The sequence below is a fragment of the Streptomyces sp. NPDC060209 genome, from assembly GCF_042728155.1.
Taxonomy (GTDB): domain Bacteria; phylum Actinomycetota; class Actinomycetes; order Streptomycetales; family Streptomycetaceae; genus Streptomyces.
Map to the genome: position 1 here is coordinate 1 of NZ_JBHWZS010000032.1, position 15,777 is coordinate 15,777.

12 protein-coding genes and 1 riboswitch are annotated in these 15,777 nt (G+C 72.8%); of the genes, 8 read left to right on the forward strand and 4 right to left on the reverse strand.

Annotated features, from left to right (window positions below; translation table 11 throughout):
* Window positions 1-92 precede the first annotated feature (92 nt).
* Window positions 93-1,037 carry an NAD(P)-dependent oxidoreductase gene (locus ACFWFI_RS09385; RefSeq protein ID WP_387387430.1) on the reverse strand — a complete coding sequence of 315 codons (945 nt, stop codon included), beginning with the start codon at window positions 1,035-1,037 and terminating at the stop codon, window positions 93-95.
* 154 nt (window positions 1,038-1,191) lie between these two features.
* Here ACFWFI_RS09385 and ACFWFI_RS09390 point away from each other — a divergent pair, with 154 nt between their 5' ends.
* The gene (locus ACFWFI_RS09390) at window positions 1,192-4,617 is read left to right on the forward strand and encodes an AfsR/SARP family transcriptional regulator (protein WP_387387432.1); all 3,426 of its coding nucleotides are present in this window, start codon (window positions 1,192-1,194) and stop codon (window positions 4,615-4,617) included.
* 169 nt (window positions 4,618-4,786) lie between these two features.
* On the opposite strand, the gene ACFWFI_RS09395 is transcribed toward ACFWFI_RS09390, so the two are convergent.
* On the reverse strand, window positions 4,787-5,704 hold the full coding sequence (locus ACFWFI_RS09395) for a LysR family transcriptional regulator (RefSeq protein ID WP_387387433.1): 918 nt from the start codon (window positions 5,702-5,704) through the stop codon (window positions 4,787-4,789).
* 126 nt (window positions 5,705-5,830) lie between these two features.
* Between ACFWFI_RS09395 and ACFWFI_RS09400 the strand changes: the two genes are divergently transcribed.
* The 7 genes from ACFWFI_RS09400 to ACFWFI_RS09430 all read left to right on the forward strand — a co-directional run bounded on the left by ACFWFI_RS09400 (window position 5,831) and on the right by ACFWFI_RS09430 (window position 12,836).
* Window positions 5,831-6,829: a fumarylacetoacetate hydrolase family protein gene (locus ACFWFI_RS09400; RefSeq protein ID WP_387387435.1), complete on the forward strand. Its 999-nt coding sequence runs from the start codon at window positions 5,831-5,833 to the stop codon at window positions 6,827-6,829.
* A complete protein-coding gene (locus tag ACFWFI_RS09405; RefSeq protein ID WP_387387437.1) occupies window positions 6,826-7,788 on the forward strand; it encodes a cyclase family protein in 963 nt (320 codons plus the stop codon). Before ACFWFI_RS09400 ends, ACFWFI_RS09405 begins: the two co-directional genes overlap by 4 nt.
* 23 nt (window positions 7,789-7,811) lie before the next feature.
* Window positions 7,812-8,942: an FAD-dependent oxidoreductase gene (locus ACFWFI_RS09410; protein ID WP_387387438.1), complete on the forward strand. Its 1,131-nt coding sequence runs from the start codon at window positions 7,812-7,814 to the stop codon at window positions 8,940-8,942.
* Complete coding sequence (locus ACFWFI_RS09415; protein WP_387387439.1) at window positions 8,939-9,943, forward strand: amidohydrolase family protein; 1,005 nt, start codon at window positions 8,939-8,941, stop codon at window positions 9,941-9,943. The genes ACFWFI_RS09410 and ACFWFI_RS09415 overlap by 4 nt, the downstream gene beginning before the upstream one ends.
* A gap of 13 nt (window positions 9,944-9,956) precedes the next feature.
* A complete protein-coding gene (locus ACFWFI_RS09420) occupies window positions 9,957-10,895 on the forward strand; it encodes a VOC family protein (protein WP_387387440.1) in 939 nt (312 codons plus the stop codon).
* Window positions 10,896-11,022: 127 nt separating this feature from the next.
* Complete coding sequence (locus ACFWFI_RS09425) at window positions 11,023-11,994, forward strand: fumarylacetoacetate hydrolase family protein (protein ID WP_387387441.1); 972 nt, start codon at window positions 11,023-11,025, stop codon at window positions 11,992-11,994.
* Entirely contained in the window at window positions 11,991-12,836 is an 846-nt protein-coding gene (locus ACFWFI_RS09430; RefSeq protein ID WP_387387443.1) for an SDR family NAD(P)-dependent oxidoreductase, read from the forward strand. The genes ACFWFI_RS09425 and ACFWFI_RS09430 overlap by 4 nt, the downstream gene beginning before the upstream one ends.
* Here the strand turns inward: ACFWFI_RS09430 and ACFWFI_RS09435 are convergent.
* Window positions 12,736-13,602 (reverse strand): bifunctional 5,10-methylenetetrahydrofolate dehydrogenase/5,10-methenyltetrahydrofolate cyclohydrolase, encoded by an 867-nt coding sequence (locus ACFWFI_RS09435; RefSeq protein WP_387387445.1) that lies wholly within the window; start codon window positions 13,600-13,602, stop codon window positions 12,736-12,738. The two genes, ACFWFI_RS09430 and ACFWFI_RS09435, sit on opposite strands and share 101 nt — an antisense overlap.
* 21 nt (window positions 13,603-13,623) lie before the next feature.
* A riboswitch (ZMP/ZTP riboswitch) is annotated at window positions 13,624-13,709 on the reverse strand.
* A gap of 55 nt (window positions 13,710-13,764) precedes the next feature.
* Complete coding sequence (locus ACFWFI_RS09440; RefSeq protein ID WP_387387447.1) at window positions 13,765-15,777, reverse strand: hypothetical protein; 2,013 nt, start codon at window positions 15,775-15,777, stop codon at window positions 13,765-13,767.

The following is a 15,777-nucleotide window of genomic DNA, read 5'->3' on the forward strand; positions in this document are numbered from 1 at the left end:
CCCCGGCCCGTGCCGGGGCGCTCACGCATGTCCGGGCGGGCGCCGCGGCCGGTCCACGGAACGCCGGGAGGCGGGTTCCTCGCCGAACCTGATCAGCCGTCCGCCCGGCGGTGGCGCAGCGACTCGATCGTGCGGGAGATACCGGCTCGGCCGTGGCCCTGGGTGATCTGCTCCGTGAAGAGCTCCTGGAGCGGCGCCAGCAGATCGACGGGAACCCCCTGCGCCCGGGTGGCGAGCAGGATGTTGGCCAGTCCCACCGCGTTGATGTCGAGGTTGGACGTCTCGGTGGTGTAGTCGCCGCTCTCGATCTCCTCGGCGAAGCCGGGCAGCGCCGCAGCGGCCTCGTGCAGCCAGCGCACCAGCAGCGTGGTGAGCTCGGTCGGTCTGATCCCCGCCGAGTCGCCGATGGCCAGCGCCTGGAAGAAGCCCGCGAACATCCCGTACATCCCGCTCAGCAGCGCCACGTCGTGCAGCGGGGTCGAGCCGGGGTCCGTGCCGACGAACACCGCGTCGCCGAGGAGGCCGAGCTCCTGCCGGTGCGTCTCGAAGGCGTCCGCCGCGCCGCTGTACAGGACGAACGCCTCGCGGGTTCCGATGGTCTGCGGCACCGCGTAGACCGCACCGTCGAGGTAGGCGGCACCCAGCCCGGCGACCCGGGCGGCCAGTTCGCGGGCCGGGCCGGGGGTGCCGCTGGTGAGGTTGACCAGAACCCGGCCGCGCAGGGCCTCCGCCGCCGGGTCCAGCAGCTGCCGCACGGCGTCGTAGTCCAGTACGCAGACGATCACCAGTTCACCGGCGGCGACGGCCTCGGCGACCGTGGCCGCCCTGCGGGCCCCGTCGGCCACCAGTGGGTCGGCCTTGGCCGCCGAGCGGTTCCACACGGTGGTGGGGTGGCCGTTGTCGAGGAAGGTACGTGCCAGTACGTGGCCGAGGTTGCCCAGGCCGATGACGGTCACGGACGTCCTGGCGGCTGCCGCCGCAGGCGTCGCGTCGCCGCTCGTGTCAGCGATCACGACTGCCTCGTGGGGTGTGTTCACGGTGTCCTCCCGGTGTGGTGGGTCCGGCTGTTCACGCCGGTTCTCCCTGACAGCGACCACTCTTGGGGACGGCGCTGCCGGTCCACTGCCGGTCCACTGCCGGTGCGGTGCGGGGCCGGTCGAGTGTGCCCCGGGCGCGGCTAGGGTGAACGCCATGCGCTTCGGAGTACTGGGCCCCCTCGCGGTGTGGACCGCGGACGGCGAACCGGTCCGCATCCCCGAGGCGAAGGTCCGCGCGCTCCTCGCACGTCTCCTCGTCCACCCCGGGCACCCGGTCTCCGCCGGCCGGCTGGTGGACGATCTGTGGTCGGGCGAGGAGCTGCCCGCCCATCCGGCCAACGCGCTCCAGGGCAAGGTGTCCCAGCTGCGCCGGGTGCTGGGAGCGGCGGAGCGGGGCGGACGGGGGCTGGTGGTCTCGCACTCCCGTGGCTATCTGCTGCGGGCGGACGACGGGGAGACGGAGGTGGACGCCACCGGATTCGCCTCGTCGGTGTCCGCCGCCCGAGCCGCCGAGGAACTCCGCGACCGGGAAGGCGCGTTGAGGGCGGCGCTCGGGCTGTGGCGGGGCCCGGCGTTCGCGGGTTACGCCGACGAGCCGTTCGCCCGGGCCGCCGCCGGCCGGCTGGAGGAGGACCGGCTCGTGGCGCTGGAGGAGTACGCGGAGGTACGGCTCGCGTCGGGAGAGCACCGGTCTCTGACCGGCGAACTCGGGGACCTCGTGGCCCGCCACCCGCTGCGCGAACGGCTCCGCGCGGCACAGCTGCTGGCGCTCTACCGGTCCGGCGGGCAGAGCGCCGCGCTGGACAGCTACCGGGACCTCCGCGACCGGCTGGCCGCGGAGCTGGGGCTGGACCCCAGCCGTGGACTCACCGAGCTGCACCAGGCGATCCTGCGGCAGGATCCGGCCCTGGACGCCGGACCGGGTCCGTCTCCGGCTCCCTCACGCACCCTGTCGGCGGCGCTCACTCCTCCGCCCTCCGTCAGCGCCGCGGCCGTCCCCGTACCGCTGCCCGGTGGGGGCTCCCCCCGGCCCCGTACGAACCTCCCAGCGCCCGTCGGCGAACTCGTCGGCCGGTCGGACGCCGTCGGCCGGGTCCGCGAACTGCTGGAGCGGGGCAGGCTGGTGACGCTCACCGGCCCCGGCGGGGTGGGCAAGACCCGGCTGGCGGTGGAGGTGGCCGGCCAGGTCCTGGACGCCTTCCCCGACGGCGTACGGCTGGTCGAGCTGGCCGGGCTGGAGCGCACCGAGGTGCCCGCCGATGTGTGTACCCTGGCGGAGACGTTGCTCGGCGCCCTCGGTCTGGACCTCCGTGAGGACACCGCGGGTGGCCCCGCCGCCGCGTCCTCGGTCGCCCCGGCGTCCCTGGTCGACCGGCTCGCCGCCGCATTGCGGGACAAACGGATGCTGCTGGTCCTGGACAACTGCGAGCACCTGGTGGAGGCCGTCGCCGCCTGGGTGGAACCGCTGCTGCGCACGGCCCCGCAGATGCGGGTGCTGGCCACCGGCCGGGAGCCGATCGGGCTGTCGGGCGAACTGATGTGGTCCGTACCCCCGTTGGAGCTGCCGCCGCCCTCGGAGACGGATCCCGGGGTCCTGCTCGCGTCCAGCGCGGTGCGGCTGTTCCTGGAGCGCGCCTCGAGCGCTCCGGGGTTCGCGCTGACCGGGGAGAACGCGGCGGCCGTGGCGACGCTGTGCCGCCGCCTGGACGGCATTCCTCTGGCGCTGGAGCTGGCGGCGGCCAAGGTCCGCACGCTCGGGGTGCACGGCCTGGTGGCCCGGCTGGACGACCGGTTCGGATTGCTGGCCGGCGGGTACCGGGGCGCGCCCGCGCGGCAGCGGACCCTGCGGGCGATGATCGACTGGAGCTGGGAACTGCTGGGCCCGGCCGAACAAGTGGTGCTGCGCAGACTCGCGGTGCATGCCGAGGGCTGCACACTGGAGGCCGCCGAGGCGGTGAGCGGCGGGGACGGCATACCTCCCGCGGACGTGCTGGATCTGCTGGGCCGCCTGGTGGACCGGTCCCTGGTGGTGCTGAACGACCTCTCCGACGGGCCCCGCTACCGGCTTCTCGAATCGGTGCGGGAGTACAGCTCGGACCGGCTGCGCGCGGCCGGGGAGCTGGACGCCGTGCTCCTGCGGCACAGCGATCACTACCTCGCGGCGGCGGAGCACGCGGCGCGGCAGCTGCGCGGCCCGGAGCAGCGACGGTGGCTGGAGCGGCTCGACGCCGACAGCGCCGACCTACGCCGCGCGCTGGACCACGCGGTACGCGAGGGCCTGGCCGACCGGGCCCTGCGGATGGCCGACGCGCTGGCCTGGTACTGGGTGCTGCGCTGCCGCTTCGCCGAGGCACAGCGTTCGCTGACGGCGGTCCTGGACGTGGCGGAAGCGGCGGCCCCGGCGGACGGCGCCCGCCCGGCGGATCTGCCGGGCGGGCGGTCTCCGGCTGGACCGGTGGCCCAGTCACGCGCGCGGCTCACGGCTCGCGCCCTCGCCTGGCGGACCGGCGTCGCGCTGTTGCAGGGCGACACCGCCGACGGCCCGGCGCGGATCGCCGCCGCCCTCACGGCGTACGAAGCCGTCGACGACCCGGAGGGCCACGCCCTGGCGCTCTGGTTCCTCGGCTGGGCCCAGCTCGGCGTCGGGGACGTGACCTCCGGCGAGGACCTGGCGGACCGGGCGTTGTCGCGGTTCCGTGCCCTGGGCGACCCCTGGGGTACCGCGGCCGCGCTGAGCCTGCGGGCCCGGCACGCGCTGGCGCACGGCGACCTGCCGGCGCTGCGGAGCGACGGTGAGCGCAGCGCCGAGCTGTTCGGCGGACTCGGGGACGGCTGGGGGCGGTTGCAGGCGGTCTTCCCACTGGCCTCACTGGCCGAGATCACCGGTGACTACGCGGCGGCGGCCCGGCTGCACCAGGAAGGGCTGGAGCTGGCCGAGGAACTCGGCCTGTGGACCGAGGCCGTCAAACGGCTGACAGGACTGGGGCGGATCGCCCTTCTCACCGGTGAGCTCGTCGATGCTCGGGCCTACCACCGGCGCGCCCACGACCTGGCCTCCGAGCAGAGTTACGAACCGGGCCGGATGAGCGCCGTGATCGGCCTGGCGCTCGGCGCCCGCCGGGAGGGCGACCTCGGCACCGCCGAGGAGCTGATGGGCCGTCTGCTCGTCTGGTACCGAGCGGTGGACTACGGGCCCGGAATCACCCTGGCGCTGGCCGAGCTGGGCTTCGTCGCGGAGCTCCGGGGAGATGCGCAAACGTCCGGGGCACGTCACCGGGAGGGTCTCGAAGCCGCCGCGAAGCTTGGCGATCCCCGGGCCACGGCACTGGCGCTGGAAGGGCTCGCGGGTGCGCACGCGTCGGGCGGACGGCCACGGGACACCGCGCTGCTGCTGGGTGCGGCGGCTGCGGCCCGGCATCGGGTGGCGGCGCCGCTCCCGCCCGCCGAGCGCGGTGACGTGGACCGGATCACGGCGGCGGCCCGGGCGTCGCTGGGACCGGAGGCGTTCCGCGCCGCGTACGAGGAGGGAGCGGGGCTGGGCCCCGAGGAGGCGTACCTCCTCGGCCGGACCGTGACGTGACGGCCACCCCGGCCTGCCGGGGAGGCCGGTGAGCGGGCGCGCCGGGTTCCGGGGCCTGCGCGCGCGTCCCGCCCGCCGCCATTCGGGGTTCGTGTCCCGAGGCCGCCGATCCACGGCGTGGATGCCGTTCGCGGGGAGGCCGGACGGCGGAACCCGGCAGTGGACGACGTCACGCCTCGGGCGGGCCTCCCAGGCGCCTGCCGACCCGGGCGGCGGTCTCCCGGAGCCAGATGTGGGCGGCGTCGTGCGTGTGTACCGGGTGCCACCACAGCGCTTCCCGGAGCGGCACCGCTGCGTACGGGGGCTCCACGATCCGCACGGCGACGAGCGGCGAGAGAAGCCGGGCGAGCCGGGCCTGGACCAGGGCGATACGCCGTGTGCCGGCCACCAGGAGCGGGAGCAACTGGAAGCTGTCGACGGAGACCTCCACACGAGGCTCGATGCCGAGCATGCCCAGTTGCCGTACGGCGGGGGCGTCATAGGTGCGCTGATAGGTGACCCAGGGCAGCCGGGCGAGGTCCTGGTGGGTGAGCCGGTCCTCGACGCTCGGGTGGTCGTCCGCGACGACGAAGACCCAGCGGTCGTCGTAGAGGTCGGTGGCGGGGAAGTCACTGATGACGCCGTGCGGCATGAGCAGGCCGTCGGTGGCGCTCAGCAGGGCTGCGGTGTCGTCGACCACCGTGGAGGGGGTCTGGGTGAAGCGCAGCCGGATACCGGGCGCCTCCTCGTGCACGACGTGGGCCAGTTCGGTGCCGAAGACGGCGACCGCGTAGTCGGAGGCGACCAGCTTGAACTCACGGCTCTCCTTGGCCGGGTCGAAGTGCGCCTGGCTGGCGAAGAGTCGCTCCAGCACGGCGTAGGCCGTGGACGTGCGGTCGAGGAGGACCTGGCCGAGCGCCGTGAGCTCGTAGTGGCCGCCGACCCGCGCGAGCAGGTCGTCGTCGAAGTGCCGGCGCAGCCGGGACAGGGCGGCGCTCATGGCGGGCTGGCTGAGCCCGACACGCTGCCCGGCCCTGGTGACGTTGCGCTCCTCCAGGAGGGCGCGCAGGGCGACGACGAGGTTCAGGTCGAGGCTGGCCAGATTCACGGGACTCCTGTTGCGGACGGCGCTGACCAGGCAGGAATAGACCCGGTGGATACCGATTATCCACAGAATCGATTTCCCTGATTCCGGGTGACGGGTCCAGATTGGTCACACCGCAATCAGGAGGACATGTTCGTGAAACCTGAATCCGCGTCCGCGCTCTTCGCCGGACCCTTCGCCCTCGGCACCCTGTCGGCCCCGGACGGTCCGGCATTCCCGGGCCTCGTCACTCCCGACGGCCAGGTGACCGACCTGCGGGTCGCCTTCGACGAGGAGCAGTTGACGGCCCGGGACCTGCTGGACCGCTGGGACACGGCTCTGCCGCGACTGCGCGCACTCGCCGACGGCGACGGCTTCGACCGCAGGCCGCTGGCCGGCTTCCGGGTGCACGCGCCCGTCGAGCCGCGGCAGGTGTTCCAGTCGGGGGCGAACTACCGGCAGCACGTGATCGACCTGCACGTCGCGCACCGGGCGCCGGGCGACGTCCGTTCCGAGGAGGAGCGTCGTGCGGAGGCGGCGGAGATCATGGACCGGCGGGCGGCCGAGGACCTGCCGTACGTCTTCATCGGCCTGCCGAGCGCGATCACCGGGCCGTACGACGACGTCGTGCTGCCCTCCTGGGCCGAGAAGCCGGACTGGGAGCTGGAACTGGCCGTGGTGATCGGCAGGCCCGCTCACCAGGTGTCCGTGGAGGACGCACCGGAGTACATCGCGGGCTACACCGTCGCCAACGACCTGACCGACCGGGCGACGGTGTTCCGCCGGGACATGCCGCAGATCGGCACCGACTGGCTGCGCAGCAAGAACGCCCCGGGATTCACCCCGCTCGGCCCCTGGATCGTGCCGGCCGGGTCGATCGCTGACACCGGGAACCTGCGGCTCACGCTGAAGCTCAACGGCGAGACCATGCAGGACGAGTCCACCGAGGACATGCTCTTCGACGTGGCGCGCATGATCTCCTACGCCTCGCAGTCCGCCCGTCTGCTCCCGGGCGACCTGGTGCTCACCGGATCGCCCGCCGGCAACGGCATGCACCACGGCCGTCTCCTGCGTGACGGGGACGTCATGGACAGCTCCGTGACCGGTCTCGGCGCGCAGCGCACCCGCTGTGTCGCGGAGGCGTCATGAGCCTGGACCGCACCGACCCCGAAGGCGCGATCGCGAGGGCGGCGGAGGAGCACTCCAACTGGGGCCGCTGGGGCCCGGACGACGTGCTGGGCACCCTCAACCTCCTGGACGAGGCGAAGCGCCGGCAGGGCGCGGCACTCGTCCGGCGCGGCGCCAGCTTCTCGCTCTCCCAGCGCTTCGACATCGACGGCCCGCAGAAGGGCTGGCGGCGGCGCACCAATCCGGTGCACACCATGCTGGACACCGGCACCGACGCCGCCCTCGGCAACCAGGGCCTGCCGCACGGCATCGGCGGTGCCGACGACGTGATCGCCATGCCGCTGCAGTGCTCGACGCAGTGGGACGGACTGGGGCACATCTTCGACCACGGCAAGGCGTGGAACGGCCGCCCCGCCGAGAAGGTCGTCACGTCCGATGGTGACCTGGTCACCGGCATCGAACACATGGCGCCGCACGTCGCGGGACGCGGCGTACTCCTGGACGTGGGACGGGTGGTCGGCAAGGACGGCGGGCTGCCGGACGGCTTCGCGATCACCGAGGAGCACCTGACGGCGACCGCCGAGGCCCACGGCGTGACCGTGGGACGCGGCGACCTCGTGGCGGTGCGCACCGGTCAGCTCGCCCGGGTACGCCGCGAAGGCTGGGGCGACTACGCGGGCGGTCCAGCTCCCGGCCTCTCCTTCACCACCGCGGGCTGGCTGCGGGGCAGCGAGATCGCTGCGATCGCCACCGACACCTGGGGCTTCGAGGTGCGGCCCAACGAGTTCGACCACGCCTTCCAGCCGCTGCACCAGGTCGCCATTCCGCACATCGGCCTGCTGATCGGCGAGATGTGGGACCTGGACGCACTCGCCGAGGACTGTGCCGCCGACGGTGTGTACGAGTTCCTGCTGGTCGCCGCCCCCCTTCCCATCACCGGCGCCGTCGGCTCGCCCGTCAATCCGATCGCCGTCAAGTAATCAGCGGAACAAGGGAGTTCCCCATGACTCAATCACGCACGATCCTCGTGGTCGGCGGCGGTGCGGCCGGAAACGCCGTGACGGTGCTGCTGCGGCGCGCGGGTTTCACGGTGGACCTGATCGAGGCCAGGGACGACTGGAACGCCACCGCGGGCTCCGGCATCACCCTCCAGGGCAACGCCTTGCGCGTGCTGCGTGAACTGGGTGTCTGGGACCAGGTGGAGACGTCCGGCTTCGGCTTCGGGGCTGTGGGCATCACCGCCCCCGACGGCACGGTCCTGCACGTCCAGGCCGACCTTCGCACCGGCGGCGACGACCTTCCCGCCACGGTCGGCATGCAGCGCCCAAGGCTCCAGCAGATCCTGATCGAGGCGGTTCGCGCGAGCGGCGCCCGTGTCCGTCTGGGCATCCGCGCCGAGACCTTCGACCAGGACGCCGACGGTGTCACGGTCCGGTTCACGGACGGCACCGAGGGCCGCTACGACCTGGTGATCGCCGCGGACGGCCTGGGCTCCGCCACGCGCGCGGCCGTCGGGATCGAGGCCGCGCCGGAGCCGACGGGCATGGCCATCTGGCGCGTGGCCGCCCCGCGTCCGGCCGGGGTGTCCCGCACGGACCTCGCCTACGGCGGCCCGGCCTACATCGCCGGCTACTGCCCCACCAGCGACACCACGCTCTACGCGTACGTCGTCGAGGCGAACCGCGACCGCGCCTCGATCCCCCCGGAGTCGTACGCCGACGAGATGCGCCGCCTGGCCTCCGCCTACGGCGGCAACTGGCCGGAGATCACCGAGCACGTCACCGACCCCGCACAGGTCAACTACACGTGGTTCGACCGCATGCTGGTCGAGGGATCGTGGCACCGCGGCCGGGTCGTCCTCGTCGGCGACGCGGCCCACTGCTGCCCGCCCACCCTCGCGCAGGGCGCCGCCCTGTCCCTGGAGGACGCCTGGGTGCTGGCGCAGATGCTGGCCGGCTCCGACACCTGGGACGACACCCTGTTCCAGGCGTACTACGAGCGCCGGATCACCCGCGTCCGCCCCGTCGTGGAAGCCTCCGTGCAGATCGGGCAGTGGCAGCTCGACGGAGTACGCGACGCCGATGTGCCCGGTCTGATGGGCCGCACCATGACTATGCTCCGGGAGCTGCCGTGACTTCCCCGACCGTGGACGTGCACGCGCACGTACTGCTCCCCGAGATCGAGGCGCTCGTGGCCGGGCTGCCCGGGCTGGCCGGCGCGAGGGACCTCGACTCCCGCCGGAACGGCCCCGACGCCCTGGCCGTCAGCGGCCCCATGGTCCGCAAGCGGATCCCGGCCCTGACCGACCCCGCCGTACGCCTGGCCGCGATGGACGCCCAGGGTGTGGACGTCCAGCTGGTCAGCCCGTCTCCCTCGCACTACCACTACTGGGCCGGCGAGGAGACGGCCGAGAAGGTGTACCGGACCGCCAACGAGGCGACGGCCGCGCACTGTTCGGCCGCTCCCGACCGGCTGCGCGGACTCGGGATCGTACCTCTCCAGCATCCGCGCCAGGCGGTGCGCGCCCTCGACCACGCCCTGGAACAGGGGCTGCGCGGGGTGGAGATCTCCAGCCACGCCCCGGAACGGGAACTGTCCGACCCGGCGTACGAGCCGTTCTGGTCCCGGGCCGACGAGACGGGCGCGATCGTCTTCCTGCATCCCTTCGGGTGCACGCTCGACGAGCGCCTGGACCGGTGGTACCTGTCCAACACGGTCGGCCAGCCCACGGAGAACGCCGTCGCCCTCTCCCACCTCATCTTCTCGGGGGTGTTCGACCGGCACCCCGGCCTGAAGCTGATCGCCGCCCACGGCGGCGGCTACCTCCCCACCCACATCGGCCGCTCGGACCACGCCTGGTCCGCCCGCTCCGACGCGGGTGCCGGTTGCGCCCACCTGCCGAGCAGCTACCTCAAGCGGCTGTACTTCGACTCGCTCGTCCACGACCCGGACGTCCTGCGGGAGCTGATCCGGGTGGCCGGGGCCGACCGCGTACTCCTCGGTTCCGACTTCCCCTTCGACATGGGTACCGAGGACCCGGTCGGTGCCCTGCGCGCCGCAGGACTTTCCCGGGCCGACTTCGACGCCGTACGCGGTGACAACGCCGCCGCCCTGATCGACCCCGCTCTCGCCTGAGGAGGAACCCACCATGAGCGCACGACTGCTCACCCACCTGCGTCACGTCGACCTGGCGGTGCCGGACCACGACAAGCAGCTCGACTTCTACGCCGGAGTCTGGGGCCTCACCAAGGTCGCCGAGGACTCCGGGATCTCCTTCCTGGCCGCCGAGGGCTCCCCCGAGCAGTACGTCGTACGGCTGCGCAAGGCCGACGAGAAGCGGCTCGACCTCGTCTCCTACGGCGCCGCGAACCCGGCCGATGTGGACACCCTCGCCGAACGGCTCCTGGCCGGCGGGGTGCGGCTGGTCTCGCGGCCCGGCGCCGTGGACACCCCGGGCGGCGGGTACGGCTTCCGCTTCTTCGACGTCGACGGCCGCACGATCGAGGTGTCCGCCGACGTCGAGGTCCGGCGGCACAGGAAGGTCGAGGAGAAGGAGGCCATCCCGGTCAAGCTCTCCCACGTCGTCCTCAACTCCCCCGACCTGAACCGCACCCGCCAGTGGTACGAGCGCCATCTCGGCTTCGCCCTCTCCGACACGCTCTCCTCGCCCCACATGGGCGAGGTCATGCACTTCATGCGGATCAGCAACCAGCACCACTCCATGGCCATCGCCCAGGGCCCGCACACCGCCCTGCACCACATCTCCTTCGAGATGCGCGGCATCGACGAATACATGCGCGGCTCAGGCCGCGTCATCCGGGCCGGCCACCGCAAGGTCTGGGGGCCGGGCCGGCACATGGCGGGCGACAACACCTTCACGTACTTCCTCGACCCGCACGGCAACACCGTCGAGTACACGACGGAGCTGGAGCTGCTCGACGAGGACACCTGGCACCCGCACGTCTACGACTTCTCCCGACCCGAGGTCACCGACCAGTGGGGCACGGCCAACGCGATGAACGAACTGGTCGCCAAGGAGTCCTTCAACGACCCAGATCGGGGCGTGTTCGTCGCCCCGCCGGTCTGAGCCCGGACCGCTCCCCGGCCGGTCCGAGCCCGGACAACTCCTCCGGGGCCGCCGCGGCCGTGTCCACCCGTCGCCACGGGACGCGGCCGCAGCGCCCCTCCTCCGTCCTCCCTTCAGGAGCCGCACGATGCGCTTCGCCTCCTATCAGCATCAGCACCGCCACCGGGTGGCCGTCGTGGAAGAAGACGGCACGCTCTTCCCGTTGCCCGGCGTCACGTCCCTCACCGCGCTGCTCGCGGAGACCGACGGGCTGCCCGGTCTGCTCGCCGCAGGCGCGGCGGCACTCGACGTGCCGGCCGGCCCCCATGTGTCCCGGGTCCGGCTGCTGCCTCCGCTCCGGCCCACCTCGATACGCGACTTCGTCACCTTCGAGGAGCATGTCGAAGGTGTGCGCCGCTCGGTCGACGGCGCCGCCGGCGTGCCCGAACAGTGGTACGAGGCACCGGCCTTCTACTTCACCAACCCGCACGCGGTCCACGGCCCGCAGGACGACGTCCCGGTGCCACCCGGCTCCGCCGTGCTCGACTTCGAACTCGAGGTCGCCGCCGTCATCGGCCGCGAGGGCCACGACCTCACCCCGGTGCAGGCCCGCGACCACATCATCGGCTACACGGTCTTCAACGACTGGTCCGCCCGTGATCTGCAGTCAGCCGAGATGAAGGTCGGCCTCGGCCCCTGCAAGGGCAAGGACACGGCGACCACCCTCGGCCCGTACCTCGTGACCCCCGACGAGCTGGAGCCCCGTCGGGACGCCGACGGCTTCCTGCGCCTCGCCCTGACAGCCGAGGTCAACGGCGTGACCGTCGGCGAGGACCTGCTCTCCAACATGAGCTGGACGTTCGAGGAGATGACCGCCTACGCGTCACGCGGCACCCGGGTCGTCCCCGGCGACGTGCTCGGCTCCGGCACCTGCGGCAACGGCGGATGCCTCGCCGAACTGTGGGGCCTGCGCGGCGAACAGACCCCGCCGCCGCTGAAGCCCGGCGACACCGTCACCCTCACGGTCGAGGGCATCGGCACGCTGACCAGCACTGTCGTCCCGGGTGCCGAGCCCGTGGCACTGCCGGCCGGCCGGCGCCGTGGCAGGGAGCGGCCGTGACCGGCCCGCGCGCCGGGCGGCTCCTGGACAAGGTCGTGGTCGTCACGGGTGCCGCCCGTGGTCAGGGCGCCGCCGAGGCGGAGGCCCTCGCCCGTGAGGGTGCCCGGGTCGTCGCCACCGACGTGGAACCCGGGGACGGCTGCCGGCGGCTCGACGTCACCAGTGAGAAGGACTGGGCCGGACTGGCCGCCGAGTTGCGGGACTCGTACGGCCGGGTGGACGGCCTCGTCAACAACGCCGGCATCACCTGGCGCGCCCGGGTCGGCGACGTACGCCCCGAGGACATGGCTCGGGTCCACGCGGTCAACGTCACCGGTCCCCTCCTCGGCATCCAGCACCTCGCTCCGCTGATGCCCCGCGGCGCCTCCGTCGTCAACATCGGCTCGTCGGCGGCCCTCACCGCCCACTATCCGGTCGCCTACACCACGAGCAAGTGGGCGCTGCGGGGCCTGTCGAAGACCGCGGCGCTGGAGCTCGGCACACGGGGCATCCGCGTGAACACGGTCCACCCCGGCTACATCGAGACCGAGATGACCGCTTCCGCCGCGCCGGCGTTCCGCGACGCGAACGTCCGGGAGACACCGCTGGGCCGCACCGGGACGGTCGACGAGGTCGCCCCGCTGGTCGTCTTCCTGCTGTCGGACGAGTCGTCCTTCATCACCGGTGCCGAGATCCCCGTGGACGGCGGCCTCACCGCGCACGGCGGCGTCAAGTCCGTCTCCGACGCCCTGCTCGACGGGCTCAGCGCTCCTGGGTCCCCAGCTGCCCCGCCGCCGCTCGCACCGTCTGCGCCAGAAGGACCGCGATGGTCATCGGCCCGACGCCGCCGGGGACCGGGGTGAGCAGACGGGCGCGGGTGAGGGCGGACTCGAAGTCCACGTCGCCCACGTTGCCCGGGTTGTATCCGGCATCGATCACCACCGCGCCGGGCTTGATGTCCTGGCCTCGGATCAGGCCGGGCCGCCCCACTGCCGCGACCACGATGTCGGCCCCCTGAACGATGCCCGGCAGGTCGGCGGTGCGGGAGTGGCAGTACGTGACCGTCGCGTCCTTCGCGAGCAGGAGCATCCCGGCCGGCTTGCCGAGAATCGCGCTGCGCCCCACCACGACCGCGTGCTTGCCCGCGAGTTCGACGTCGTACGCCTCGAGCAGCCGCATGATCCCGCCCGGAGTGCAGGACACGAAGCCCGGCCGCGCGAAGCTCATGGCGGCGAAGGAATGCATCGTGACCCCGTCGACGTCCTTCTCCGGGGCGATGGCCTCGAACGCCGCTCGCTCGTCGATGTGCGGTCCGCAGGGGTGCTGGAGCAGGATTCCGTGCACGTCCGGATCGTCGGACAGGCCGGCGAGGGTGCCGATCAGTTCGGCGGTCGTGGTGGTGGCGGGCAGACCGATGTGGCGGGACCGGATACCCGCCTTCGCACACCGGGCCCGCTTCATGCGGACGTAGGTGGCCGAAGCGGGATCCTCTCCCACCAGCACCGTCGCCAGGCAGGGACTGGTTCCCGTGCGTCGTGAGATGTCCGCTGCCGTGGCAGCGGTCTCTTCGGCGATGCGACCGGCAAGGCCGGTGCCGTCCATGAGCTGGGCAGTCCGGATCACGGACATCGTTGCCTCCAGGCGTGGCTGACCACTCGCCCAGGCGCACGGCAACGACTCCTCGTCAGACCGCTCCCCGGTGGTGCTCCACCTCAGCGCCAGTCACGGCCCACGCGGCACTGTAGTGGACGCCGCGTGCTCACTGTGCCCCCTTTTCGGGGTGCCGTGGGATCAGGATTCCTCCAGCACGTCGAAGCGGAGCCCGCTCGAACCGCTTCCCGTACCGCTGCGCTTGCGCCGTGTGGTCCAGGCGTGGACGGTGCCGTCGCTCGCTCGTGCGTACTGGCGGCTGCGCTCCACACGGATACCGGAACGCGGCACCTCCTCCTCGTGGACCCAGTCGGTCTCCGTCAGCAGGCGGCCGAGGGGCCTGGGCGGGGCCCATTCGCTACGGACCAGCCGGACGAGGTGGAGCCGGTAGGACTCCTGGTCCGCGAGGCTCTGCGGCACCAGCGGATACCAGTGCGCCGGAACTTCGGTGGCGACCTTGTAGTGGGTACGGCGGTCAGGCACGGCGCTCTCGGGCGGAGGGAGCGGGGCGGGCGCCGCACCGTCAGTCGCGGCAGGCGGGGCTGGAGGGGCCGGTGTCGCACCGTCAGCCGGAGCAGGCGGGGCTGGAGGGGCCGGTGTCGCGCCATCAGCCGCCGCGGGCGGGGCAGCCGGGGCGGGCGGGGCGGGCGCCGTACCGTCAGCCGCGGCAGGTGGAGCTGGAGGGGCGGCGGGCTGGGCAGGTGTCGCACCATCAGCCGCCGCAGCCGCCGCAGGCGGGGCAGCCGGGGCGGGCGGGGCCGGTGCCGGTGCCGCACCATTGGCCGGGGTGACCGCTACCGGGCCAGGAGGTGGTCCGGCGATCCATCGGTTGTACCGGTCGATCGGCTGGTCGGCGCGGTCGGCGACAGTCTCCTCGACGGCCCAGGCGAGATTGGCCTGTTCGTCGCGCAGGAGGAGCACGGACTCCAACGGCGGGCTCTCCAGCCCTCCGGAAAGCGACGCCGCGCGGTAGAACCACGGCGACGGAGCGGGTGTCGCGCTGTCACTCCCGCCTCCCATGGCGGCACCGCCGGACGTTTCGCCCAAGCCGTAGACGTTCCAGTCGGCGTCCTCCGCCGTGGCGTGGGCGAGGACGGACTCACCGCCGAAGACATCCGAGACGGTGCATTCGACGACCCTGCTGAGCGATCCCGCCAGTGTCGGAAGAGGAGCGCAGAACCAGTCGTTGTCGTAGACCGTGGCGAAGGCCACCAGCAGCAGCCGGCCGAGGTCCGCGGGTGACGCGTCGATCGAGCCGAAGTCGATACGGGCGTCCTCCATCTCCCAGAAACGGGCGACGGGCATACCGCCGTATCCCGCCGGTGTGGGAATGGTCTTCCGCTGGTCGCGGGTCACCATCGCCTCGGCGACCGGCACACGGGCCGGCGGGGCGTCGACGGCCCACCAGTCGAGGTGCCCGCCGTGGTACTCGGCTGCCCGCAACTCGACCTCGGGCAGCGTGGAGGCACGGACGGAGAAGGAATACTCCATGCGGTTGCGGTCCCAGGTGTTCGCCGCGGGTTCGACCGGCTCCGGCACCCGTGTCTTCCACCACGCGAGCCACTGCGCGGCGGTCGACGCCAGCGCCTCGCGGCTCTCGGACGGCACTCCGAACTTCTCCGCGGCGGCCTCGTCGCGCGCGGCGATGCGCTCCAGCCACTTCGCGAGGGCCACCGGGTCGGGAAGCCGGTCACGGACGGTTGCCGCCAAGGCGGCCGGAGCCAGGCCCCCGTACGGGCCGAAGGAGCAGACCCGGGCGAAGGCGGGGAGCAGTCCGAGGAGTCCGGCACCGGCCAGCGCACGCCTCCAGCGAATGGCGCCGGTGATGGAGAGACGTGCGTCCGGGCCGTCCTGGAGTTCCTGCTCGACCAGCGATTCGAGCACCATCGTCGAGGGGTCGTACGGCTTCCACCTGTCGCCTTCGGCGGTGGCGTCGCCTGCCGCGGCTTCCTCCGTCACGTCACCGCGCCAGTTGTCCAGCGGGTGCCTCTCCTGCGCGATCGACACGTTCACCGGCGTGGCGGCGTCGTCGCCCCTGAACTCGCCGAAGCCGTACTGCCGGGCGAGGAACCATGCCGCATCGTGGGTGGCGGCGGCGAGTGCCTCCTCCACGCCCGCATCGCGCGGCACGGGTTCGTACCGGAACATTGCCAT